Origin of the sequence: Actinoplanes sp. OR16 (assembly GCF_004001265.1) — a bacterium.
Lineage (GTDB): Bacteria > Actinomycetota > Actinomycetes > Mycobacteriales > Micromonosporaceae > Actinoplanes.
The window spans coordinates 8,905,520-8,926,252 of the sequence record NZ_AP019371.1 but is presented as its reverse complement, the minus strand read 5'-3'; the positions used below and the strand labels follow the sequence as shown (position 1 = coordinate 8,926,252).

Here is a 20,733-nt window from a genome sequence, read left to right as displayed (position 1 = left end):
CCGGGCGGCCGTCAGCGCGACGGGGCGAAGCGCCGGAGCCGCAGACTGTTCGTCACCACGAAGACCGAGCTCAGCGCCATGGCCGCCCCGGCGATCATGGGGTTGAGCAGTCCCGCCGCGGCCAGCGGGATGGCGGCCACGTTGTAGGCGAACGCCCAGAACAGGTTGCTCTTGATGATCCGCAGCGTGCGCCGGGACAGCCGGATGGCGTCGACCGCCGCGGTCAGGTCGCCCCGGATCAGCGTGAGGTCGGACGCCTCGATCGCCACGTCGGCGCCGGTGCCCATCGCCAGTCCCAGGTCGGCCTGGGCCAGGGCGGCGGCGTCGTTCACCCCGTCACCGGCCATCGCCACGACCCGGCCCTCGGACTGCAGGCGTTTCACGACCGCCACCTTGTCCTGCGGCAGCACCCCGGCGATAACCTCGTCGACGCCCACCTCGGCGCCGACCGCGCGTGCCACGGTCTCGTTGTCGCCGGTCAGCAGGATCGGGCGCAGTCCCAGCGCGCGGAGCCGGTCGATCGCGGTGCGGCTGGTCGGCTTCACCGTGTCGGCGACCGCGAGAACCCCACGGGCCGCGCCGTCCCAGCCCGCGACGATCGCCGTGCGGCCGGCCGCCTCCTCCGACGCCACGGCCTCCTTGACCGCGGCGGGGATCGCGAGACCCTCCTGCTCCAGCAGCGCAAGCCGACCGGCGGTCACCTCGAAACCGGCGACTTCCGCTCGTACCCCCAGGCCTTGAAAGCTCGTGAAACCACCCACCGGAAGCGGATTGCCCAGCTCAGCCGCGATGGCCGCCGCGATCGGATGTTCCGAAGCGGCCTCGGCGGAGGCCGTGAGGCGGAGGAGCTCGTCCGCGTCCTCACCGGGCGCCGGAATCGTCGCGACCAGCTTCATCGTGCCGGTGGTGACGGTGCCGGTCTTGTCCAGCACGATCGTGTCCACCCGGCGCGTCGATTCGAGCACCTCAGGACCCTTGATCAGGATGCCTAGCTGAGCGCCGCGACCGGTTCCGACCAGCAACGCCGTCGGGGTCGCCAGACCGAGAGCGCAGGGACAGGCGATGATCAGTACGGCGACCGCCGCCGTGAAGGCGGCCGTCCAGCCGGAACCGGTGCCCGCCCACCAGCCGAGCGTCGCCACCGCGAGCGCGATCACCACCGGCACGAACACCCCGGAGATCCGGTCGGCGAGACGCTGCACCTCGGCCTTGCCGGACTGCGCCTCCTCGACCAGCCGGGCCATCTGCGCGAGCTGCGTATCGGCGCCGACCCTCGTCGCACGGACGACCAGCCGGCCACCGGCGTTCACCGTCGCACCCGTCACCGCCGCGCCCGGACCCACCTCGACCGGAACGCTCTCCCCGGTCAGCATGCTCATGTCGACAGCGGAGGAACCCTCCTCGACCACACCGTCCGTGGCGATCTTCTCGCCGGGCCGGACCACGAAGCGGTCATCCTTGCGGAGGCTCGCGACCGGGATCCGGATCTCCTGGCCGCCCCGCACGACGGCGACGTCCTTGGCGCCCAGTTCCAGCAGTGCCCTCAGAGCGGCGCCGGCGCGACGCTTGGAGCGGTGTTCGAAATACCGCCCGGCCAGCAGGAACGTGGTCACGCCGGCGGCCGCTTCCAGATAGATGTTGCCGGCGCCGTCGGTGCGCTCGACGGCGAACTGGAACCCGTGCGTCATGCCGGGCTCGCCGGCCGTGCCGAAGAACAGCGCCCAGAGCGACCAGCCGAACGCGGCGATCGTGCCGAGCGAGACCAGCGTGTCCATCGTCGCGGCGCCGTGCCTCAGGTTGATCGCCGCGGCCCGGTGGAAGGGGTAGCCGCCGTAGACGACGACCGGGGCCGCCAGGGTGAGGCTGGCCCACTGCCAGTATTCGAACTGCCAGGCGGGGACCATGGCGAGCAGAATGACGGGGACGCTGAGGGCTATGGAGACGCGCAGGCGATCGTAGAGCGGGTCTCGCGACACATCGGATTCCTCGCGACTCCTGTCGGGGGTCGCTGTATATCCGGTCTTCTCCACCGTCGCGATCAAGTCCGCGGTGGTGACCTGGCCGTCGACGGTGACCGTGGCCTTCTCGGTGGCGTAGTTGACCGTCGCGGTCACGCCGTCCATCCGGTTCAGCTTCTTCTCGATGCGTGACGCGCACGAGGCACAGGTCATTCCGCCGATGGCCAGCTCTATGCGGTTCATGACGGGGCTCCTCACTGGTGCGTGTGCCCGGTGTCGGCGGTGAACTCGGCGGTGTGCACCTTTCCGTCGTGCTGGAAGTCCAGATAGAGACGGTAGACCCCGGCCGACGGGACCTCCGCGTGGAAGGCCAGGCCGTCCGGGTCGGTCGGGTGCACGTGCAGGTACGCGAGGTCGCCCTCCCGCAGCGCCACGAGATGCCCCCGGGCGCCGAGATAGGGCTCGGTCGTGATCTGCTTCCCGTCCTTCGTCACGGTGAAGCTGACGTCGCCCTTCAGGAAGTCGCCGTCGTACGTGACCTGATAACCGCCGGCGGTCGTGGTCTTCGCGCTGTGCGGCAGCGGGCGCGGCTGGTAGTCGCCGGGTGCGGGGACGTCGGCGCCCAGCGTCAGATCGTGGCCGCCGGTCTCGAAGTCGGCGAAGACGCGGTACTGGCCGGCCGCCCCCACGCGCAGCGGAACCGTCCAGGTGCCGTCGGCGTCGCGTACCGGGTGGACGTGCTGGTAGTGCGCCAGGTCGCGGCGGACCACGATGAGGTGCAGTTCCTTCTCGTGGCTGACCGTGTAGTCGGTGACCGTCGCGCCGTGCTCGTCCCGGATGCGGAACGCGAAAGGCTCGGCCGCGCCGGTGCTCAGCGCGGTCGTGATCGTCTCCAGGCGGTAGCCGTCCTGGCTGATCTGCAGTCCACCCGGAAGTTCGCTGCCACCGGACCCGTGACCGCCGCCGTGGTCCCCGCTCGCCGTCGCCGTCGGCTCGCCGTGCCCTGTCGGCTCGGCGTGCGCTGTCGGCTCGGCGTGCCCTGCCGGCTCGTCGTGCGCCGCGGTGCCGGTGTGGGCGGGCTCCGCGGCAGGCGGCGTGCCGTCGGGTCCGATCGCGGCGCCGGCGCCCGCCGACACTCCGAAGATCGCGATCAGCCCGGTGGCGTACGCCGCCAGCTTCGCCCCGGTCCTCACGGTGTCACCGCCAGCTCATAGCCCGCCTCGTCGACCGCCGCCGCGACGGCCGCCCGGTCCAGCGGGCCCTCGCTGGTGACCGCCACCTGCCCGGACGCGAGATCGACCTCGACGCCGGTGACGCCGGTTATGCGGCCCACCTCTTCGCTGACCGAGTTCACGCAGTGCTCGCAGGTCATGCCGGTCACGGAGTACGTCGTCGTCTGCATGCCCTCAGAGTACACATACCCGGTAGGGGTATCGCAAGGACCGCGCTGGTGTGTCCCGCCGCTCGCTGGATATACCCCTGGGGGGTTGTACCATGAGCGTCATGACCAACCCCGCTCCGACCCGTGGATACACCGCCACCAAGGACAACCTGCAGTCACGGCTGCGCCGCATCGAGGGCCAGGTGCGGGGGATCGAGCGCATGGTCGAGGACGACCGCTACTGCATTGACATCCTGACCCAGATCTCCGCGATCCAGGCCGCGCTCGACAAGGTGGCCCTCGGCCTCCTCGACGGCCACGCCCGCCACTGCATGCACGAGGGCGCCCAGGAGGGCCGAGCCGATGAGATGGCTTCCGAGCTGATGGCCGCCGTCGGTCGCCTGATGAAGCGCGGCTGACCGCCTAGCCTCCTAGGAAACCCGTGCAGGTCCTCAGCTGCACTGAGTCCGGGCGATGGCGCACCACACCGGGGTCTCCGCGCTGGACATCACCTCGGGTACGCGGCAACCCACGGCCGGGTTCGGAGAGCGACGACTTCCGGCACGCAGGGCGCGATGCCGGCAGCCAAGCCGAGGCGAGCAGAAGTCCGGCTGTGACCCATTGCTGTTCGGAGGCCGAAGCGACAGCGATGAGCCACAGCCGATGCGTTCGGCTGTGACCCATTGCTGTTCGAAGGCGGGAGCGGCAGCCATGGGTCACAGCCGGTTCCGGGGCCGCGCCGCCGTGGATCTGGGACGGTGATGAGGGTGGCGGGTTACCGCGACTACTGGCGGTGGATGGGAGCCGTCAGGTCGGACAGGGGCGCGCCCGAGCCACCCCAGGAGAGGGCGACGATCTCGGCGGCGATGGCCACGGCCGTCTCCTCCGGCGTGCGGGCGCCCAGGTCCAGGCCGATCGGGGCGCGGAGGCGGGACAGGGCCGTCTCGGGTACGCCCGCCTCGCGGAGCCGTTCCACGCGGTCGGCGCACGTGCGGCGGCTGCCCATGGCGCCGATGTACCGGGCGGGGGTACGCAGGGCCACTTCGAGCAGGGGGATGTCGAACTTCGGGTCGTGGGTGAGCACGCAGAGGACGGTTCGCTCGTCGACGTCGGTGGACTCCAGGTAGCGGTGCGGCCACTCGACCACGATCTCGTCGGCCTCGGGGAAGCGGGCCGGGGTGGCGAACACGCCGCGGGCGTCGCAGACGGTGACCTGGTAGCCGAGGAACTTACCGATCCGGGCCACTGCCGCCGCGAAGTCGATGGCGCCGAAGACGATCATGCGGGCCGGTGAGGCGTAGGACTGGACGAAGACCTCGCGTTCGCACGCCTGCACGATCGCCGACCGGCCGTGCGCGAGAAGACCCGCCGCCTGCTGAGCCGCCTGCCGGTCCAGCTCGGCGTCGCCGAGGGTCCCGGAGACGGAGGAGTCGGGCCAGACCACCAACTGGGCGTCCGGGACGGTCACCGTCGCGACCGGGCGGCCGGCCGCGACGGCGTCCAGAACAGCGTCCACCGCAGCGAGCGCGGACGACGGCTGGATCATGATCTCGATGGTTCCGCCGCAGGTCAGGCCTACTTCGAAGGCGTCACCGTCGCTGACCCCGTACGTATGAGTCTGTGCCTTCTGGGTTTCCAGGACCTCCTGTGCGGCCGCGTAGACCGCCCCCTCGACACACCCGCCCGAGACACTGCCGATGACGTCGCCGGACGCGTTGACGGCCATCGCCGCTCCCGGCTGCCGGGGCGCGGACCGCCAGGTGTTCACCACCGTCGCCAGGGCGAACTCGGTGCCCGAGGCGCGCCAGGCGAGCAGCCCGTCGACGATGTCCCGCATGCGGAAAACGATCCGCGATCTTCACGGGAGAGTCAAACGCTAGTTAAGAGAACGCTTAGGTCGGTGTTGACATTGGACGCTGCCGGCGCGAGGGTACCCGCGAATTCGCGGGAGGTGCAGGGTGCAGGTGCCGGCTCCGTTCGAGTACGAACGTGCCACGAGCGTAGATCAAGCCATTGGACTGCTGGAGCGTCTCGGTAGCTCAGCGAGGCTGGTGGCCGGCGGCCACAGTCTGCTGCCGATGATGAAGCTCCGGCTGGCGAACTTCGAATATCTCATCGACATCAATGATCTGCACGGCGAGCTGGGGTACATCCGGCTCGGCGAGGACGAAGTGCGGATCGGGGCGATGACGCGTCACCGTGAGCTGCTGGAGTCGGATGCTCTGGCGGCGGTGTTCCCGGTCTTCCGGGACGCCGAGAAGGTGATCGCTGACCCGATCGTGCGCAACCGGGGCACGCTGGGCGGCTCGCTCTGCCAGGCGGACCCGTCCGAGGACCTGTCGGCGGTGTGCACGACCCTGGACGCGAGCTGCGTCATCCGCGGCGCCCACGGTGAGCGCGTCGTGAGCATGGAGGAGTTCCACGTCGGCCCGTACGAGACGGCCGTCGCGGACAACGAGATCCTCACCGAGATCAGGATCCCGGTGCGCCCCCGCGGTGGGAGCGCCTACGCCAAGGTCGAGCGCCGGGCCGGCGACTGGGCAGTGGTCAGCGCGGGCGCGGCCGTCTGGCTCGATGATCAGGGCCGGTTCAAGGACGCCCGCGTCGGGCTCGCCGCCGTCGGCCCGAACACCACCGGCATCCCGGAGATCTCCGAGGCTCTGCGCGGCCAAGAACCGGCCGAGGCCCTCTACGAGCTGGCCGGCGCGATCGCGGCCCGTAGCTGCGACCCGGCCACCGACACCCGGGGCAGCGCCGACTACAAGCGTCATCTGGCAGACGAGCTGACCCGGCGCACGCTGCGCAAGGCCGTCGAGCGGGCGAGGAGCTGAGCATGCAGGTCACCGTGACGGTGAACGGTGTCGAGTACACCAAGGAGATCGAAGGCCGGCTGCTGCTCGTGCACTTCCTGCGCGACACGCTCGGCCTGACCGGCACGCACTGGGGTTGCGACACCAGCAACTGCGGCACGTGCGTGGTCTGGATGGACGGCGAGCCGGTCAAGTCGTGCACGGTCCTCGCGGCGATGGCCGGTGGGCGCGAGGTCCGTACCGTCGAAGGACTTGCGAACGGCGCCGAGCTGGACCCTATCCAGGAGGGCTTCCGGCAGTGCCACGGCCTTCAATGCGGTTTCTGTACGCCGGGCATGCTGATGACCTGCCGTGCTCTCCTCGATTCCAACCCCGACCCGACCGAGGGCGAGATCCGCGAGGCCATCTCGGGTCAGATCTGCCGATGCACCGGATACTCCTCGATCGTTCGCTCGGTCCGCTGGACGGCCGTGCATGAGGCTGAGGCGAAGGCGGCCGCGAAATGACCGATCTGCAGGACAAGCGCGAGACGGTGTTCGAGGACAACGACCAGAAGCCCGTCGGCTTCGGCCGGATGCTCCGCAAGGAGGACGCGCGCCTGCTCCGCGGCCGCGGCCGGTTCGTCGACGACGTGCAGCTGCCCGGCATGCTGCACCTGGCGATCCTGCGCTCGCCGTTCGCCCACGCGAACATCGTCAGCATCGACACCAGCGCCGCCGAGGCGTCGCCCGGTGTGAAGGCGGTGGTGACCGGCGAGACCCTCAAGGGCCTGGGCCTGGCCTGGATGCCGACGCTCTCCAACGACGTGCAGGCCGTGCTCGCCACCGACAAGGTGCGCTTCCAGGGCCAGGAGGTGGCGTTCGTCGTCGCCGAGGACCGGTACCAGGCGCGTGACGCTCTCGAACTGATCGACGTCGAGTACGACGTGCTCGACCCGGTGATCGACGTCCGCCAGGCGCTGGCCGCCGACGCCCCGATCATCCGGACCGACCTCGACGGCAAGAACGACAACCACGTCTTCGACTGGGAGACCGGCGACGAGGAGGAGACGAACCGGGTCTTCGCCACCGCCGACGTGGTCGTCAAGGAGGACATCGTCTACCCGCGCGTGCACCCGGCGCCGATGGAGACGTGCGGTTCGGTCGCCGACTTCGACCCGGTCGAGGGCAAGCTGCGGCTCTGGTCGACCACGCAGGCGCCGCACGCGCACCGTACCCTCTATGCGATCGTCGCCGGACTGCCGGAGCACAAGATCCAGGTGATCGCGCCGGACATCGGCGGCGGATTCGGCAACAAGGTCCCGATCTACCCGGGCTACGTGCACAGCATCGTCGGCTCCATCGTCACCGGTAAGCCGGTGAAGTGGATGGAGGACCGCTCGGAGAACCTGATCAGCACCGGTTTCGCCCGTGACTACATCATGCAGGCGGAGATCGCGGCGACGGCTGAGGGCAAGATCCTGGCGATCCGGACGAACGTGCTCGCCGACCACGGCGCGTTCAACGGCACGGCGGCCCCGGTGAAGTACCCGGCCGGTTTCTTCGGCGTCTTCACCGGCAGCTACGACCTGCAGGCCGCGCACTGCAAGATGACCGCCGTCTACACGAACAAGGCGCCGGGCGGTGTCGCGTACGCCTGCTCGTTCCGCATCACCGAGGCCGTCTACCTGGTCGAGCGGATCGTCGACGTGCTCGCCTACGAGCTGCGGATGGACCCGGCCGAGCTGCGGCTGAAGAACTTCATCCAGCCGGAGCAGTTCCCGTACACCACCAAGACCGGCTGGGTGTACGACTCGGGCGACTACGAGCCCACGATGCGCCTGGCCATGGAGATGGCCGGGTACGACGAGCTGCGCAAGGAGCAGGCCGAGAAGCGGGCCCGCGGCGAGCTGATGGGCATCGGCATCTCGTTCTTCACCGAGGCGGTCGGCGCCGGCCCGCGCAAGAACATGGACATCCTCGGCCTCGGCATGGCCGACGGCTGTGAGCTGCGGGTCCACCCGACCGGCAAGGCCGTCGTCCGGCTCTCGGTGAAGACGCAGGGTCAGGGCCACGAGACGACGTTCGCGCAGATCATCGCCGAGGAGCTGGGCATCCCGCCGGCCGACATCGACGTGGTGCACGGCGACACCGACAACACGCCGTTCGGCCTCGGCACGTACGGCAGCCGCTCCACCCCGGTCTCCGGCGCGGCGGCGGCCCTCGTCGCCCGGAAGGTCCGGGACAAGGCCAAGCTGATCGCCTCGGCGATGCTGGAGGTGTCGGTCGCCGACATCGAGTGGGTCAAGGGATCGTTCTCGGTCAAAGGCGACCCGGGCAAGTCGGTGACCATCCAGGACATCGCGATGCGGGCGCACGGCGCGGGCGACCTCCCGGACGGCATGGAGGGCGGCCTCGAAGCGCAGATCTGCTACAACCCGTCGAACCTGACGTACCCGCACGGGGCGTACATCTGCGTGGTCGACATCGACCCGGGCACCTCCGAGGTCAAGGTCCGCCGCTTCATCGCGGTCGACGACTGCGGCACCCGGATCAACCCGATGATCATCGAGGGCCAGGTGCACGGCGGCCTCACCGACGGCGTCGGCATGGCGCTCATGGAGATGATCTCCTTCGACGAGGACGGCAACTGCCTCGGCGCCTCGCTGATGGACTACCTCATCCCGACCGCCCTGGAGGTGCCCGACTGGGAGACCGGCTTCACGGTCACCCCGTCGCCGCACCACCCGATCGGCGCGAAGGGCGTGGGGGAGTCGGCCACGGTCGGTTCGCCGCCCGCGATCGTGAACGCGGTCGTGGACGCGCTCAAGCCGTTCGGTGTCCGGCACGCGGACATGCCGCTCACCCCGTCCCGGGTCTGGGACGCGATGCGCGGCCAGGCGACCCCGCCGATCTAGGAAGGTTTCACGTCATGACGACGACGAGCACCGCCGAGCGTGCACGCCAGCTGACGAACGCCCGCAGGCCGTTCGTCCACGCCACAGTGGTCCGGGCACAGGAGCCGACCTCGGCCCGGGCCGGCGACGACGCGGTGATCCTGGCCGACGGGTCCATCGAGGGATTCGTCGGCGGGGTCTGCGCCGAGACGTCGGTGCGGGCCGCCGCGCTGGACACCCTGCGCGACGGCAACTCGATGCTGTTGCGGGTCCTGCCCGAGGACGCGGCCGGTTTCCCGGAGACGCCCGGCGCGCTCGTCGTCGTCAATCCCTGCCACTCCGGCGGGGCCATCGAGATATTTCTGCGCCCGGTTCTGCCGAAACCGCTGGTCGCGGTGGCCGGGAACACCCCCATCGGTACGGCCGTGGCCGAACTGGCGGCGTTCCTGGACTTCGAATCAGCCCCCGCCGGCACCTATGCTGGCGCTACCGCGGCTGTCGTGGCCGGACTCGGCCGCGACGAGGAACGCGCCATCCGCGGTGCGCTGGACGCCGGTGTCGGCCTGATCGCGCTGGTCGCCAGCCACAAGCGGGCGGCCGTGGTGCTCGACGCCATGGAGCTGAGCGAGGACGAGCGGGAGCGGATCCGCCCGCACGCCGGGCTCGACATCGGTGCCCGTACGCCCAAGGAGATCGCGCTGGCGGTCTGCGCGGAGATCGTCCGGGAGATACGTCTCGGCGGTCTCGCCCCGCGCTCGATCCCGGCGGCGTCGAAGGCCGCGCCGCACGCCGAGGCAGCCGCTCTCGCCCAGGCCCAGCCTCGGGAAGCCCAGCCTCGGGAAGCCCAGCCGGAGAAAGCCCAGCCCGAGATCGTGGCAGGTCCGACGCTGCCCGTCGGGCCTGCCACCCCGGCCGCCACCGCGATCGACCCCATCTGCGGGATGACCGTGGTGATCGGTGAGAACACGCCGCACGGCGTCGTCGACGGTGAAGACTACTGGTTCTGCTGCCCCGGCTGCCTCAAGAAGTTCCTGGCCTCGCACCGATGACGGTGACCGGGCTGGTGCTGGCCGCCGGTGGCTCGCGGCGGCTCGGTGAGCCGAAGCAACTGCTGCCGTTCCGCGGCCGGACCCTGCTCGACGCCACCCTCGACATGGCCCGGGCCTGCGGCTTCGACGACCTTCTGGTCACCCTGGGCGGTTCCGCCGAGGCCGTCCGGGCCCAGGTGGATCTTGCGGATGTACGGGTGATCGAGAACCCGGATTTCTCCACCGGCTGCGGGTCGTCGGTGAGCGCGGCCGTCCCGTTCCTCGGCGACGCCGACCGGCTCGTGCTCCTCCTCGGCGATCAGCCCGGCGTGCGCGCGCCCGACGTACGCCGTCTCGCTCTTGTCCCGACCCCCCTCGGCATCTGCCGCTACACCGACGGGCTGGGACACCCGTTCCTGTTCCGGCGCGAGGTCTTCGGCGAGCTGACCGGCCTGCACGGCGACAAGGCGGTGTGGAAGCTGCTGCACTCGGGCAGGTACCCGGTGACCGAAGTGGACGCCGCCGGTACGGTGCCGATCGACGTGGACACCCGGGAAGACTACGAGCGGCTGCTGAGGTCCTGTGAACAATCCTGACGACGTCGTCCAGCGCCTCGACGCCGTCGACTACCTGGTCGACGACGGGCTGGCCATGGCGGTCTTCCTGGCCCTGCGGCTCGGCAAGCCGCTGCTGCTCGAAGGCGAGCCGGGCGTCGGCAAGACCGCTGCCGCGAAGGCCCTCGCGCAGGCACTCGACACACCGTTCATCCGGTTGCAGTGCTACGAGGGCCTGACCGCCGGCGAGGCGCTCTACGAGTGGAACTACCAGCGTCAGCTGCTGCACATCCGGCTGGCGGAGGCGCAGGGTTCCACCATCAGCGACGCCGACCTGTTCACCGCCGCGTTCTTGCAGGAACGGCCGATCCTCCGCGCGGTGCGGCACGCCGGCCCGACCCCGCCGGTGTTGCTGATCGACGAGATCGACCGGGCCGACGACGAGTTCGAGGCGCTGCTCTTCGAGTTCCTCGGCGAGGCCGCGATCACCATCCCGGAGCTCGGCACGTTCGCCGCGACCCGGCCGCCGATCGTGGTGCTCACCTCCAACCGCAGCCGCGACCTGCACGACGCGCTGCGCCGGCGCTGCCTCTACCACTGGATCGAGTTCCCGGCCGCGGACCGGGCCGCGGCCATCGTGCGCCGCGCGGTGCCGGGCGCCTCCGCGCCGCTGATCCGCGACGCCACCGAGTTCATCGGCCGGGTCCGCCGGCTCGACCTGGACAAGGCGCCCGGCCTCGCCGAAACGATCGACTGGGTGTCCGCCCTGGCCGCGCTCGGGGTCACCGAGCTCGCCGACGCGAACGTCCTGCGCACCATCGGCACCATCGCCAAGACCCCCGACGACCGTGATCTGGTCGCCGGGGCCGTCCACCAGGAGACCCGCTCATGAAGATCACTAACGAGTTCGTCGTACACACCCCGATCGACCGCGCCTGGCGGGTGCTGACCGACCTGGAGGGCATCGCGCCGTGCATGCCCGGCGCCCAGCTCACCGGGGTGGAGGGCGAGGTCTACAAGGGCCGCGTGAAGGTGAAGGTCGGCCCGGTGATCTCCGACTTCACCGGTACGGCGCAGTTCACCGCGAAGGACGACGAGTCCTACCGGGCCGTCATCGACGCCAAGGGTCGCGACGCCCGCTCGGCCGGCAACGCCGCGGCAGTGGTGACGGCGTGGCTCACCCCGTCCGGCGACGACAGCACCCAGGTCAACGTCGAGACCGACCTGAAGATCAGCGGGAAGCTGGCCCAGTTCGGCAGCGGCATGATCAAGGAGGTGTCCGGCAAGCTCCTGGCCCAGTTCGTCGCGAACCTGGAGAAGAAGCTGGCCGAGGACGACGCGTCATCTTCCACGATCGCGGGGGTGGGGGACGGCGGGCAGGCGGCGAGCGGCGCAGGGGCGGCTGAGGGCGCGTCATCTTCCAAGATCGCGGGTACTGCGAGCGGCGCGGGGACGGCTAGCGGCGCGGGGACGGCTAGCGGCGCGGGGACGGCTAGCGGCGTGGGGGCGGCTGAGGGTGGCGTCAGCGCCGCTGCTGTGGAGACTGCTCCGGCGACGGCCGTCGCTCTGGGTTCGGTTGCGCCAGGCACTCCGGACGGCGCGGGCGACATTTCCGTAATGTCGCCCGCAGTGGCGCCGGACCCCTCCGCGGGAACCGTCGAGCCCGCTGCCGGCCGCACCGAGGTGGCCGAGGGCACCCCCGACCCGATCGCCCCGCTCAACGTTCCGGACGCCGAGCTGATCAAGGCGGCTGACGCCCCGGCAGCGGCCGAGGCCCGTACCGAGGCCCCGGCCGGCGCTTCGACGACGGTGCCGGCCGCCGGCAGCGGTGAGCGGAAGATCGAGTCGGCGGAGCCGGAGGCGCTGGACCTGCTGGAGGTCGCGGGCGGTTCGATCTACAAGCGGGCCATCCCGGTGGCGATCGGTGTGGCCGTCGTCGCCGCCGTGGTCGTCTGGGCCGTCGTCCGGCCCTGACCCGGTGGCTCCTGCTGATTCCGCCCCGGTGCTGCTGCGGGGCATCGACCGGGCCGCGTTCGCTGTGGCGTTGGTGGCCCGGTTGCGCCGTGCCGGGCTCCGGTGCGGGATCACCGAGACCGACGACCTGGTCCGGGCGCTGCGGGTCAGCCCGCCGGTGGGCCGGCACGCGCTGTACTGGACGGCGCGCATCACGCTGGTTCGCAGCCAGGCCGATCTCGCCGTGTTCGACGAGGTGTTCGCGGCGGTCTTCGACGACACGGCGCCGCTGCCGCTGAGCCGTTCGGCGCTGCCGCCCGGGCGGCGGGACGACGGCGTACATGTGAAGGTCCCCGCCGGCGGGGACGGGACCACTGCCGGCGGAGGGCTGCCGTGGGCCACGCTGCCGCCGGCGGTCGCCGCCGCCGAGGACGACGAGGATTCCGGGCTGCGGGTGCCGGAGTTGCGTCCCAGCGCGCTCGCGGCGCTTGCCGGCCGGCCGTTCGAGGAACTCGACGAGACGGAGATCCGGGCGCTCGGTGCGGGTCTGCAGGCGGCGCTGCTGCGGTGGCCGCAACGGCGTACCCGCAGGCACGCCACCGACCCGGCAGGGCGGCGGGTGGCGTTGCGGCCGACGATCGCGCGGGCCCGGCGTACCGGCTGGGAGGCGATCACCGTGGTCCGGCAGAAGCCGATCCGGGAGCCGCGGCGGGTGGTGCTGCTCTGCGACGTCAGCGAGTCGATGCGGGCGCAGACCACCGCGTACCTGACCATGATGCGGGCGTTCGCGCTGGTCACCGATGCCGAGGTGTTCGCGTTCGCGACGACGCTGACCCGGCTCACCCCGGTGCTGCGGCACGCGTCCCCGGAGGAGGCCGTCGATCAGGCGAGCGCGGCGGTGACCGACCGGTTCGGTGGCACCCGGATCGCCTCGAACCTGAAGGCCGTCCTCGACTCGCACCACGGCAACGCCCTGCGAGGAGGCGTGGTGATCATCGCGTCGGACGGATGGGACGGCGACCCGCCCGAGAGGATGGCGGCGGTCATGGCCCGGCTGCGACGGAGGGCGTACCGGATCATCTGGCTCAATCCTCGCGCCGGAACGCCTGGCTGGACCCCCGGGGTGGCGGCGATGGCCGCCGCGCTGCCCTACTGCGATCGGCTGATGCCCGCCGCGACCTTCGCCGACATCTCCGCCTGCGTCGAGGCGATCAGCTCCAGAGCGTGACGTGCACGGACGGCCGGAACCGGGACTTGTTGATCCCGGTGCCGCGCATCATCGCCTGGATCGCCCGCGGCGTGGAGGCGAAGCGGGCCAGCTCGCCGGCGGCCGACGGGGTGGCCGGCTCGGCCAGGGTGATCGAGTGCCACACCTCCTCGATCGTCGCGTGCGAGCCGCAGAAGCTGACCAGGTGACCCTTGCGGATCTCGGGGGCGACGGTGAACGCCAGCGCCGCCGCCACACCCCTGCCGCGTTTCGCCTCATCGACGGCCGCCGCGTGGCTCTGGAAGATCTGCTGGCGGTCGTCCGGCACACCGAGCCGGCGCACCAGCGTGCGGATCGCACCGCTGTCGGCCACCGCTGACGGGCCCAGCAGCCAGGTCTGCTCCCGGAGCTGACGCAGCGTGGGCTGGGTTCCGGCGAGCGGATGGTCGGGGGAGGCCACCGTGACGATCTTGTAGTACATCACCGGCCGGCACACCACGGCCGGGTCCGGCAGGAGCGGCGGCGGGCCGATCGCGATGTCGATCGTGCGTTCGAGCAGCGCCTCCACGAACGAGCCCGGGTTGCGCACGCTGAGTTCGAGGTCGAGGTCGGCGGCCCGGTTCGCGAAGAGCTCGATCAGGCCGGGCGCCGCGTGCTCGGCGAACAGGCTCGACGCGCCGGCCCGGAGCAGCCGCCGGCCCTGACCGGCGGCGCTCACCTCGAGGACCGTGATGTCCTGCAGGCCGAGCATCTCGGTGGCCCGGCTCGCGAGTCGCAGACCACCCGGGGTGAAGCTGAGCCCGCCGGCCGCCCGGGAGAAGAGCGGATCGCCGAGCTCCTTGCGCAGCTGGCCGATGTGCAGCGACACCGCGGACTCGGAGACCTCCAGCTGAGCGGCGGCCAGCTTGACGGAGCCGAGGCGGACCACGGCGGAATAGGCGCGCAACTGTGTGGGGGTCACAGCGGGTAGTTCCCCCTATGGAGTAATGGGACGCTCACTCGCAATGTATCGCGATCACGCCGCGCCGGCTGCACCTCGCGGATGCTGGCGATCTCACCGATGCCTGATCATGGCAGATCGACCTAGGCTCGGCGGACGTCCACCCACGAGCGAACGGACCGGATATGCCCAGCTTCCAGGCCGGTGACGGTGTCGAGATCTACTACCAGACCTGGGAGGGGAGTTCGTCACAGCCGCCGGTCGTGCTCCACCATGGATTCATCGCGAACGGTCTCACCAACTGGGTCCTGCCCGGCGTGGTCGACGCCCTGACCGCTGCCGGCCGTCGCGTGGTGGCGATCGACGCCCGGGGCCACGGCCGGTCCGGGAAGCCGCACGACCCGTCGTTCTACGGCGAGGTACGGATGTCCGACGATCTCATCCAGCTCCTGGATCTGATCGGGGAGCCGGCGGTCGACCTGGTCGGTTACTCGATGGGCGCGATCGTCTCGCTGATCACCGCGACCCGGGAGACGCGGATCCGGCGGCTGGTGGTGGGCGGCGTGGGTTCGGCCGTCGTCGAGCTCGGCGGCGTGGACACCCGGGTGATCGGCCCGGACCCGCTGCGGGAGGCGCTCGCCGCCGACGACCCCGCCACGATCGGCAACCCCGCGGCCGCCGGTTTCCGTGCCTTCATCGACGCGGTCGGCGGTGACCGGGCCGCCCTCGCGGCACAGGCCGCCCGGATGCACGCCGACCCGATCCCGCTCGACACCATCGGGGTGCCGGCGCTGGTGCTCGCCGGCCGGGACGACGTGCTGGCCGGCCGCCCCGAGGTCCTGGCCGAGGCGATCCCGGGCGCGCAGCTGGCGGTCATCGACGGGGACCACCTGGGCGCGGTGCGGGAGCCGGCTTTCGTCAAAGCACTGCTGGAGTTCCTGTCGTAGACGATCTGGCGGACGAGGTCGTCGATAATGTGTGACCGGCCTGAGCGCCGGGTTCGGGCTCGCCGGGCGCGGTATCGTACCGGCACCGGATTTGCGGGTCGGCACACTTGCGACGGGAAATGGATGTCTGCGGAGAAGAATCTCACCGGGGTGCGACGACCTCGCCGGACCGAGGACGGGAAGGACAAGGCGACCGCCCGTGACGAGCTGCGGAAGGCGATTCTCGCGGGGGAGTACATGCCCGGCGAACGGCTCGTCGAGGCTCAGCTGATCGAGCGGTTCGGGGCGAGCCGGTTCAACATCCGGCTGGCGCTGCAGGACCTGTCCGGCGAAGGGCTCGTCGAGATCCAGCGGAACCGGGGCGCCCAGGTCCGGAAGATCAGCCTGGCCGAGACCATCGAGATCACCCAGGTACGGATGGTGCTCGAAGGTCTGGTGGCAGCCCAGGCCGCGGAGCGGGTCACCGATGAGGAGGCCAGCGAGCTCGACGAGATCGGGCTGCTCATGCGGCGTGCCGTGGAGTCCGGGGAGTTCCGCCGCTACAGCGACCTCAACGCGCGGCTGCACGCGCTGGTCCGCCGGATCGCCGGCCACGCCACGGCGGACCGGCTGATCGACACGCTCCGGGCACAGCTGGCCCGGCACCAGTTCATGCTCTCCCTGCTGCCGGGCCGGCCGCTCGTGTCGCTGCCGCAGCACGAGCGGATCATCACGGCGATCCGGGATCGTGACCCGGAGGCCGCCGAGTCGGCGATGCGCGATCACATCGCCAGCGTCGTCGAGGTGCTGCGTTCCCTGGAGGAGCCCGGCCTCATCTGACGGGTGGCGTGCCGTGCGTGTGGAAGGACTCGATGGTCTTGAGCCCCCACGCCTGGCCCTTCGCCCGCTCCGCCTCGGTCCACGTGATCACCTCGTGGTCCGGGGCGAGCAGCAGCCGCGCGCCGGCGTTGCAGAGCTCGATGCGGTTGCCGCCCGGCTCCCAGACGTAGAGGAAGAACGTCTGCTGGATGGCGTGCTTGTGCGGCCCGGTCTCGATGTGCACGCCGGCTTCGAGGAACACGTCGGCGGCGCGCAGGATGTCCTCGCGGGTGTCGGTCGCGAACGCGACGTGGTGGAGCCGGCCGGTGGAACCGGTCCAGTCCCGGGTGTAGACGACATCGTACGATTTATCGGAGAAAGTGAGCCAGATGGCTGCTTTCGTTCCGTTGTCGAGCACGATCTGCTCGGAAGCACGCCCGGTGAGCGCTGACGCGACGAAGGCCTCGGAGGACACCACGTCGGCGGCCAGGAAGTTGACGTGGTCGAGCCGCCGCACGTTGGTCCCGCGCCCCGGGAAGCGCGCCGCCTGGTTCTTCAGTGACGGCCGGGTGGCGTCCGACGGGACATAGCGCCGGGTCTCGTAGTAGACGCCGAACGGGTGGCCGTCCGGGTCGGTGAAGTGGAAGACCGGGCCGTACCCGGGTTCGCCCGAGCTCCACCCCTCGCCGAGCCCGGCCTCCTGGACGGCACGCACCCGCCGATCGAGGGCCTCGGGACTGCTCGCGCGCAGCCACGTCCGGCCGATCCCCGAGGTGCTGCCGCCGGTGACCTTCACGGTGAACTGTTCGTAGTCGTCCCACGCATGCAGGTACGCGCTGTCACCATGCCGTTCGACCACCTCCATCGCCATCTGGTCGGTGAAGAACCGGACGGTGTCGTCGAGGACGGGGGTGAGCAGCTCGACCGCGGAGACGTGCGCGACGTCGCGGATTCGCTCAGTCATGGGGGATGGGCTCCTTATACGGATGGACGCGCCCGTCCAGCAGCAGGCGCGCGGTGCTGACGACGGCCGACGTGCCGGCATCGCTGTCGATCACGACGTCGGTGAAGCCGGTCGGGTGCTCGATGCGGATGTCCGGGCCGACATCACTGCCGGTGAGTGTGAGGGCCGTACCCACCGTGATCGCGGCCAGCACGCCGATCTGCGTGTGCACCCGATGCGGGATGAACATCCGGGTGCTCACGGTCCCACCGTGCACAGGCGGAGAGATCAACCCCATTTTCGGTACGGTGGAAGCACCGACCTCACCGAGTCCCATCATCTTCCCGGCGGTCAGCCGCAGTTCCTCGATCCGGCGTCGCAGCCGCCCGTCGGCCTCCAGTTGAGCCGGGGTCTCGTAACCGGTGACGCCGAGATCCCGCGCCTTCATCACCACGACCGGCATGCCGTTGTCGATCAGCGTGGCCGGGACCCCGCCCAGGTCGTCGATCACGTTGCCGGTCGGCAGCAGTGCGCCCGCGACCGAGCCGGCCGTGTCCCGGAACTCCACGAGCAGCCGGGCGGCGGTTCCCGGGACTCCGCTGATCGCGGTCTCGCCGGCGTAGACCGGGCGGCCGTGGCGGACCGGCACGTGGACGGTCGCGAGGGCACCGGTGTTGACCATTCTCACCCGTACAGGCGCGATGTCGTGATCGTGGGGAATCGGCACCAGACCGCGCTCCACGGCGAACGGGCCCACCCCGGCCAGGATGTTGCCGCACGGCTGCTCGGCGCTGACCCGGGGCTGGTCGACCTGCACCTGGAGGAAGAGGTAGTCGACGTCGGCCTCCGGGTCCGCGGACCGGCTGACCACGGCGACCTTGCTGGTCAGCGGATGCCCGCCGCCGATGCCGTCGATCTGACGCGGGTCCGGCGAGCCCATGATCCGCAGGAGGAGGTCGTCGTACTCCTCGGGCAGATCCGACTCGAGGAAGTAGGCCCCTTTGGACGTGCCGCCGCGCATCACCATCACCGGGATGCTCATGACTCGTCCACGTACTCGACGCCGAGCCTCGCCAGCAGCGGCCGCAGGTCGTACATGTCCAGGCCCAGCTCCCCGGCGGCGAGCCGCTCCCGTTTGGACTCCTCGGTCGCGGTGCGCCGGCGAGCGGCCTCCAGGACCGCGGCGGCCCGTCCGTGCGGAACCACCACCACCCCGTCGTCGTCGGCCACCACCGCGTCCCCCGGGTGGATCACCTGGCCGCCCACCACGATCGGCACGTTCACCGAGCCCGGACTGGCCTTGACCGTCCCCTGCGTGCTGACCGCCCGTGCCCAGACCGGGAAACCCATCTCCCGCAGCCCGGCGACGTCACGCACGCCGGCGTCCAGGATCACGCCGATCGCACCCCGGGCCCGCAGCGACGTGGCGAGCAGGTCGCCGAACATCCCGTCGGTGGACGGCGAGGTCGTCGTGACCACCACGATGTCGCCGGGCCGGACCTGCTCGACCGCCGCGTGGATCATCAGGTTGTCGCCGGGGTGGCAGGAGACGGTGACCGCCGAACCGGCGATCGCCTTCCCGGCGAGGATCGGCGTGAGCGCGGGACCCAGGGACCCGCGCCGGCCGTCCGCTTCGTGCACCGTCGACGAGCCGGCTTCGGCCAGACCGGTTGAGATGTCCTCACTGATCCGCCTCTGGCTGCGGATGATGACGTGTCGGCTCATGACAGCTCCTGGGTGACCTGGGGGTAGATCCGCATGTACGCCTCCGCGATCGTCTCGTTCGGCAGCCCGAGGTTCGGGCCGGAGTTGCGCGCCGCCTGAAGACCACGGCGGCTGCCCAGCTCGGTGTAGTACGCGTGCAGGTGCTTCTGCGCCGCCAGGATCCGCATGGCCTCCCGCTTGCGGTCCCACACGGCGGTGATGTCGAGCAGCACGTCCGGGAGGAATCCGCACTGCTCGGGCTGGTGCGGCTCGAAGCAGAAGACCGGGGGAGCGCCGATCACCTCGCCGGGCCCGTCGACACCGGGCGCCTGCGCCAGGATCCTCGCCTTGAGCGCGATGGCGTGCGCGAAGGCGTGGTCGCCGTTGTACGGATCGGCCGCCGCATGGGTCAGCACCACTGCCGGCTGCACCTCCCGGTAGAGGTCGATCAGGCCCTGCAGCAGCGCCGGGGTCTCCACCAGCGGGTAGTCGTCAGCGTCGAAGAACCGGATCTCCGCGCCGAGCACCCCGGCGGCCCGCTCGGCCTCGTCCCGCCGGTGCGTCTTGACCTGATCGAGCGAGTAACCCTTGCGCCACAGCGCGGCCGACTCGCCCCGCTCGCCGAAGCTCATGCAGCCGATCACCACCCGCTGCCCCCGGGAGGCGGCGAGGGCGATCGCGCCGCCGGCCCGCCAGACGAAGTCACCGGGGTGCGCGGTGAGTACCAGGGTGGATGCGGTCATCACGGAGTCCCATCGGAATTCTCGACAAGATTGTCAACAGTCGACAGCGTAGGCTGGGCAGGGCAGCGAAACAATTGTTGACAATCCCTCTTCCTGGAGGCTCCATGACCGTCGTCGCCGTGCTCGGCCTGGGTGAGGCCGGCAGCCTGATCGCCGCGGATCTGATCGCCGCGGGCGCGACCGTCCGCGGTTTCGACCCCCGGATCGCCGGTGAGTTCGGCGGTGACGCCGAGGCGTGCGCGGGCGCCGATGTGGTGCTCAGCGTCAACAGCGCCGCCGACGCCGCCGAAGCGCTGCGGGCCTCGCTGCCGGCCCTGAAGCCGGACGCGATCTGGGCGGATCTCAACACCGCCACCCCGGCGCTCAAGGAGGACCTCGCCGCCCTCTTCCCGAGAACCGTCGACGTCGCGCTGATGAGCCCGGTCCCCGGCCGTGGCCTGCGCACCCCGATGACGATGAGCGGCCCGGCCGCCCGCTCGCTGGCGTCGATCCTGGAGGGTTTCGGCGCGGACGTCACCGTCCTGGACGGCCCGGTCGGGACGGCCGCCACCCGTAAGCTGCTGCGCAGCGTCTTCTACAAGGGGATGGCCGCCGCGGTGGTCGAGGCCCTCGAGGCGGCGAAGGCGGCCGGGCTGGAGGAGTGGCTGCGCGGCACCATCGCCGCCGAGCTGATCCGCGCCGACGCCGCCACCCTGGACCGGCTGGTCGACGGCTCCCGCAAGCACGCCGTGCGCCGCCGCGAGGAGATGGCGGCCGCCGCCGGCCTGCTCGGCGATCTCGGTGTGCCGGCCCGGATCGCCACCGCGAGTCGCGACTGGCTTCTTCAGTTGGCGCAGGAGCGGTAGGCAACCTTTTCAGCGCTGCAATACACATAGGGGCATCCCCATCGAAA

21 protein-coding genes are annotated in these 20,733 nt (G+C 70.8%); 12 read left to right on the top strand and 9 right to left on the bottom strand.

Annotated elements, in window-relative coordinates; all coding sequences use genetic code 11:
• Positions 1 to 11: 11 nt before the first annotated feature.
• The 3 genes from EP757_RS41035 to EP757_RS41025 are packed head-to-tail and all read right to left on the bottom strand — an operon-like array spanning position 12 to position 3,360.
• Positions 12 to 2,201, bottom strand: coding sequence for a cation-translocating P-type ATPase (locus EP757_RS41035; RefSeq protein ID WP_127553718.1), 2,190 nt, complete (start codon positions 2,199 to 2,201; stop codon positions 12 to 14).
• A gap of 11 nt (positions 2,202 to 2,212) precedes the next feature.
• A complete protein-coding gene (locus EP757_RS41030; protein WP_127553717.1) occupies positions 2,213 to 3,151 on the bottom strand; it encodes a hypothetical protein in 939 nt (312 codons plus the stop codon).
• Entirely contained in the window at positions 3,148 to 3,360 is a 213-nt protein-coding gene (locus EP757_RS41025; protein WP_127553716.1) for a heavy-metal-associated domain-containing protein, read from the bottom strand. Before EP757_RS41025 ends, EP757_RS41030 begins: the two co-directional genes overlap by 4 nt.
• Before the next feature lie 101 nt (positions 3,361 to 3,461).
• Between EP757_RS41025 and EP757_RS41020 the strand changes: the two genes are divergently transcribed.
• The gene (locus EP757_RS41020) at positions 3,462 to 3,758 is read left to right on the top strand and encodes a metal-sensitive transcriptional regulator (protein WP_041831370.1); all 297 of its coding nucleotides are present in this window, start codon (positions 3,462 to 3,464) and stop codon (positions 3,756 to 3,758) included.
• Positions 3,759 to 4,123: 365 nt separating this feature from the next.
• Here the strand turns inward: EP757_RS41020 and EP757_RS41015 are convergent, their stop codons facing one another.
• Positions 4,124 to 5,176: an XdhC/CoxI family protein gene (locus tag EP757_RS41015; RefSeq protein ID WP_127553715.1), complete on the bottom strand. Its 1,053-nt coding sequence runs from the start codon at positions 5,174 to 5,176 to the stop codon at positions 4,124 to 4,126.
• 121 nt (positions 5,177 to 5,297) lie between these two features.
• Here EP757_RS41015 and EP757_RS41010 point away from each other — a divergent pair, with 121 nt between their 5' ends.
• From EP757_RS41010 to EP757_RS40975, 8 genes are read left to right on the top strand one after another with little or no spacing between them, the layout of a single operon-like run.
• Positions 5,298 to 6,170: a xanthine dehydrogenase family protein subunit M gene (locus tag EP757_RS41010; RefSeq protein WP_127553714.1), complete on the top strand. Its 873-nt coding sequence runs from the start codon at positions 5,298 to 5,300 to the stop codon at positions 6,168 to 6,170.
• A 2-nt stretch (positions 6,171 to 6,172) separates the two neighbouring features.
• Entirely contained in the window at positions 6,173 to 6,655 is a 483-nt protein-coding gene (locus tag EP757_RS41005; protein WP_127553713.1) for a (2Fe-2S)-binding protein, read from the top strand.
• Positions 6,652 to 9,045 (top strand): aerobic carbon-monoxide dehydrogenase large subunit, encoded by a 2,394-nt coding sequence (locus EP757_RS41000; protein ID WP_127553712.1) that lies wholly within the window; start codon positions 6,652 to 6,654, stop codon positions 9,043 to 9,045. Before EP757_RS41005 ends, EP757_RS41000 begins: the two co-directional genes overlap by 4 nt.
• 14 nt (positions 9,046 to 9,059) lie before the next feature.
• Positions 9,060 to 10,073, top strand: coding sequence for an XdhC family protein (locus EP757_RS40995; protein ID WP_127553711.1), 1,014 nt, complete (start codon positions 9,060 to 9,062; stop codon positions 10,071 to 10,073).
• A complete protein-coding gene (locus tag EP757_RS40990; RefSeq protein ID WP_127553710.1) occupies positions 10,070 to 10,648 on the top strand; it encodes an NTP transferase domain-containing protein in 579 nt (192 codons plus the stop codon). Before EP757_RS40995 ends, EP757_RS40990 begins: the two co-directional genes overlap by 4 nt.
• Complete coding sequence (locus EP757_RS40985) at positions 10,635 to 11,498, top strand: MoxR family ATPase (RefSeq protein ID WP_127553709.1); 864 nt, start codon at positions 10,635 to 10,637, stop codon at positions 11,496 to 11,498. Before EP757_RS40990 ends, EP757_RS40985 begins: the two co-directional genes overlap by 14 nt.
• Positions 11,495 to 12,580, top strand: a complete 1,086-nt coding sequence (locus EP757_RS40980; RefSeq protein WP_127553708.1) for an SRPBCC family protein — start codon at positions 11,495 to 11,497, stop codon at positions 12,578 to 12,580. Before EP757_RS40985 ends, EP757_RS40980 begins: the two co-directional genes overlap by 4 nt.
• 4 nt (positions 12,581 to 12,584) lie before the next feature.
• Positions 12,585 to 13,787, top strand: coding sequence for a VWA domain-containing protein (locus tag EP757_RS40975; protein WP_127553707.1), 1,203 nt, complete (start codon positions 12,585 to 12,587; stop codon positions 13,785 to 13,787).
• On the opposite strand, the gene EP757_RS40970 is transcribed toward EP757_RS40975, so the two are convergent.
• On the bottom strand, positions 13,771 to 14,727 hold the full coding sequence (locus tag EP757_RS40970; RefSeq protein ID WP_127553706.1) for a LysR family transcriptional regulator: 957 nt from the start codon (positions 14,725 to 14,727) through the stop codon (positions 13,771 to 13,773). The two genes, EP757_RS40975 and EP757_RS40970, sit on opposite strands and share 17 nt — an antisense overlap.
• 164 nt (positions 14,728 to 14,891) lie before the next feature.
• Between EP757_RS40970 and EP757_RS40965 the strand changes: the two genes are divergently transcribed.
• Entirely contained in the window at positions 14,892 to 15,653 is a 762-nt protein-coding gene (locus tag EP757_RS40965; RefSeq protein WP_127553705.1) for an alpha/beta fold hydrolase, read from the top strand.
• 150 nt (positions 15,654 to 15,803) lie between these two features.
• A complete protein-coding gene (locus tag EP757_RS40960) occupies positions 15,804 to 16,472 on the top strand; it encodes a GntR family transcriptional regulator (protein ID WP_232050265.1) in 669 nt (222 codons plus the stop codon).
• Here the strand turns inward: EP757_RS40960 and EP757_RS40955 are convergent.
• Genes EP757_RS40955 through EP757_RS40940 form a run of 4 tightly spaced genes read right to left on the bottom strand, consistent with a single transcriptional unit; the run spans position 16,465 to position 19,841 of the window.
• Entirely contained in the window at positions 16,465 to 17,415 is a 951-nt protein-coding gene (locus EP757_RS40955; RefSeq protein ID WP_127553703.1) for a VOC family protein, read from the bottom strand. The two genes, EP757_RS40960 and EP757_RS40955, sit on opposite strands and share 8 nt — an antisense overlap.
• A complete protein-coding gene (locus tag EP757_RS40950; protein WP_127553702.1) occupies positions 17,408 to 18,436 on the bottom strand; it encodes a PrpF domain-containing protein in 1,029 nt (342 codons plus the stop codon). Before EP757_RS40950 ends, EP757_RS40955 begins: the two co-directional genes overlap by 8 nt.
• On the bottom strand, positions 18,433 to 19,119 hold the full coding sequence (locus EP757_RS40945; RefSeq protein ID WP_127553701.1) for a 4-carboxy-4-hydroxy-2-oxoadipate aldolase/oxaloacetate decarboxylase: 687 nt from the start codon (positions 19,117 to 19,119) through the stop codon (positions 18,433 to 18,435). The genes EP757_RS40950 and EP757_RS40945 overlap by 4 nt, the downstream gene beginning before the upstream one ends.
• Positions 19,116 to 19,841, bottom strand: a complete 726-nt coding sequence (locus EP757_RS40940; RefSeq protein WP_127553700.1) for a PIG-L deacetylase family protein — start codon at positions 19,839 to 19,841, stop codon at positions 19,116 to 19,118. Before EP757_RS40940 ends, EP757_RS40945 begins: the two co-directional genes overlap by 4 nt.
• Before the next feature lie 104 nt (positions 19,842 to 19,945).
• On the opposite strand from EP757_RS40940, the gene EP757_RS40935 reads away from it, so the two are divergent.
• Positions 19,946 to 20,686 carry an NAD(P)-dependent oxidoreductase gene (locus EP757_RS40935; RefSeq protein ID WP_127553699.1) on the top strand — a complete coding sequence of 247 codons (741 nt, stop codon included), beginning with the start codon at positions 19,946 to 19,948 and terminating at the stop codon, positions 20,684 to 20,686.
• The last annotated feature ends 47 nt before the right edge of the window (positions 20,687 to 20,733 follow it).

Coding starts and splice junctions, on each gene's coding strand:
- EP757_RS40965 (WP_127553705.1), top strand. CDS start 14,892: ATGCCCAGCTTCCAGGCCGGTGACGGTGTCGAGATCTACTACCAGACC.
- EP757_RS41015 (WP_127553715.1), bottom strand. CDS start 5,176: ATGCGGGACATCGTCGACGGGCTGCTCGCCTGGCGCGCCTCGGGCACC.
- EP757_RS40940 (WP_127553700.1), bottom strand. CDS start 19,841: ATGACCGCATCCACCCTGGTACTCACCGCGCACCCCGGTGACTTCGTC.
- EP757_RS40980 (WP_127553708.1), top strand. CDS start 11,495: ATGAAGATCACTAACGAGTTCGTCGTACACACCCCGATCGACCGCGCC.
- EP757_RS41035 (WP_127553718.1), bottom strand. CDS start 2,201: ATGAACCGCATAGAGCTGGCCATCGGCGGAATGACCTGTGCCTCGTGC.
- EP757_RS41020 (WP_041831370.1), top strand. CDS start 3,462: ATGACCAACCCCGCTCCGACCCGTGGATACACCGCCACCAAGGACAAC.
- EP757_RS41000 (WP_127553712.1), top strand. CDS start 6,652: ATGACCGATCTGCAGGACAAGCGCGAGACGGTGTTCGAGGACAACGAC.
- EP757_RS40990 (WP_127553710.1), top strand. CDS start 10,070: ATGACGGTGACCGGGCTGGTGCTGGCCGCCGGTGGCTCGCGGCGGCTC.
- EP757_RS40995 (WP_127553711.1), top strand. CDS start 9,060: ATGACGACGACGAGCACCGCCGAGCGTGCACGCCAGCTGACGAACGCC.
- EP757_RS41005 (WP_127553713.1), top strand. CDS start 6,173: ATGCAGGTCACCGTGACGGTGAACGGTGTCGAGTACACCAAGGAGATC.
- EP757_RS40955 (WP_127553703.1), bottom strand. CDS start 17,415: ATGACTGAGCGAATCCGCGACGTCGCGCACGTCTCCGCGGTCGAGCTG.
- EP757_RS41025 (WP_127553716.1), bottom strand. CDS start 3,360: ATGCAGACGACGACGTACTCCGTGACCGGCATGACCTGCGAGCACTGC.
- EP757_RS40945 (WP_127553701.1), bottom strand. CDS start 19,119: ATGAGCCGACACGTCATCATCCGCAGCCAGAGGCGGATCAGTGAGGAC.
- EP757_RS40935 (WP_127553699.1), top strand. CDS start 19,946: ATGACCGTCGTCGCCGTGCTCGGCCTGGGTGAGGCCGGCAGCCTGATC.
- EP757_RS40950 (WP_127553702.1), bottom strand. CDS start 18,436: ATGAGCATCCCGGTGATGGTGATGCGCGGCGGCACGTCCAAAGGGGCC.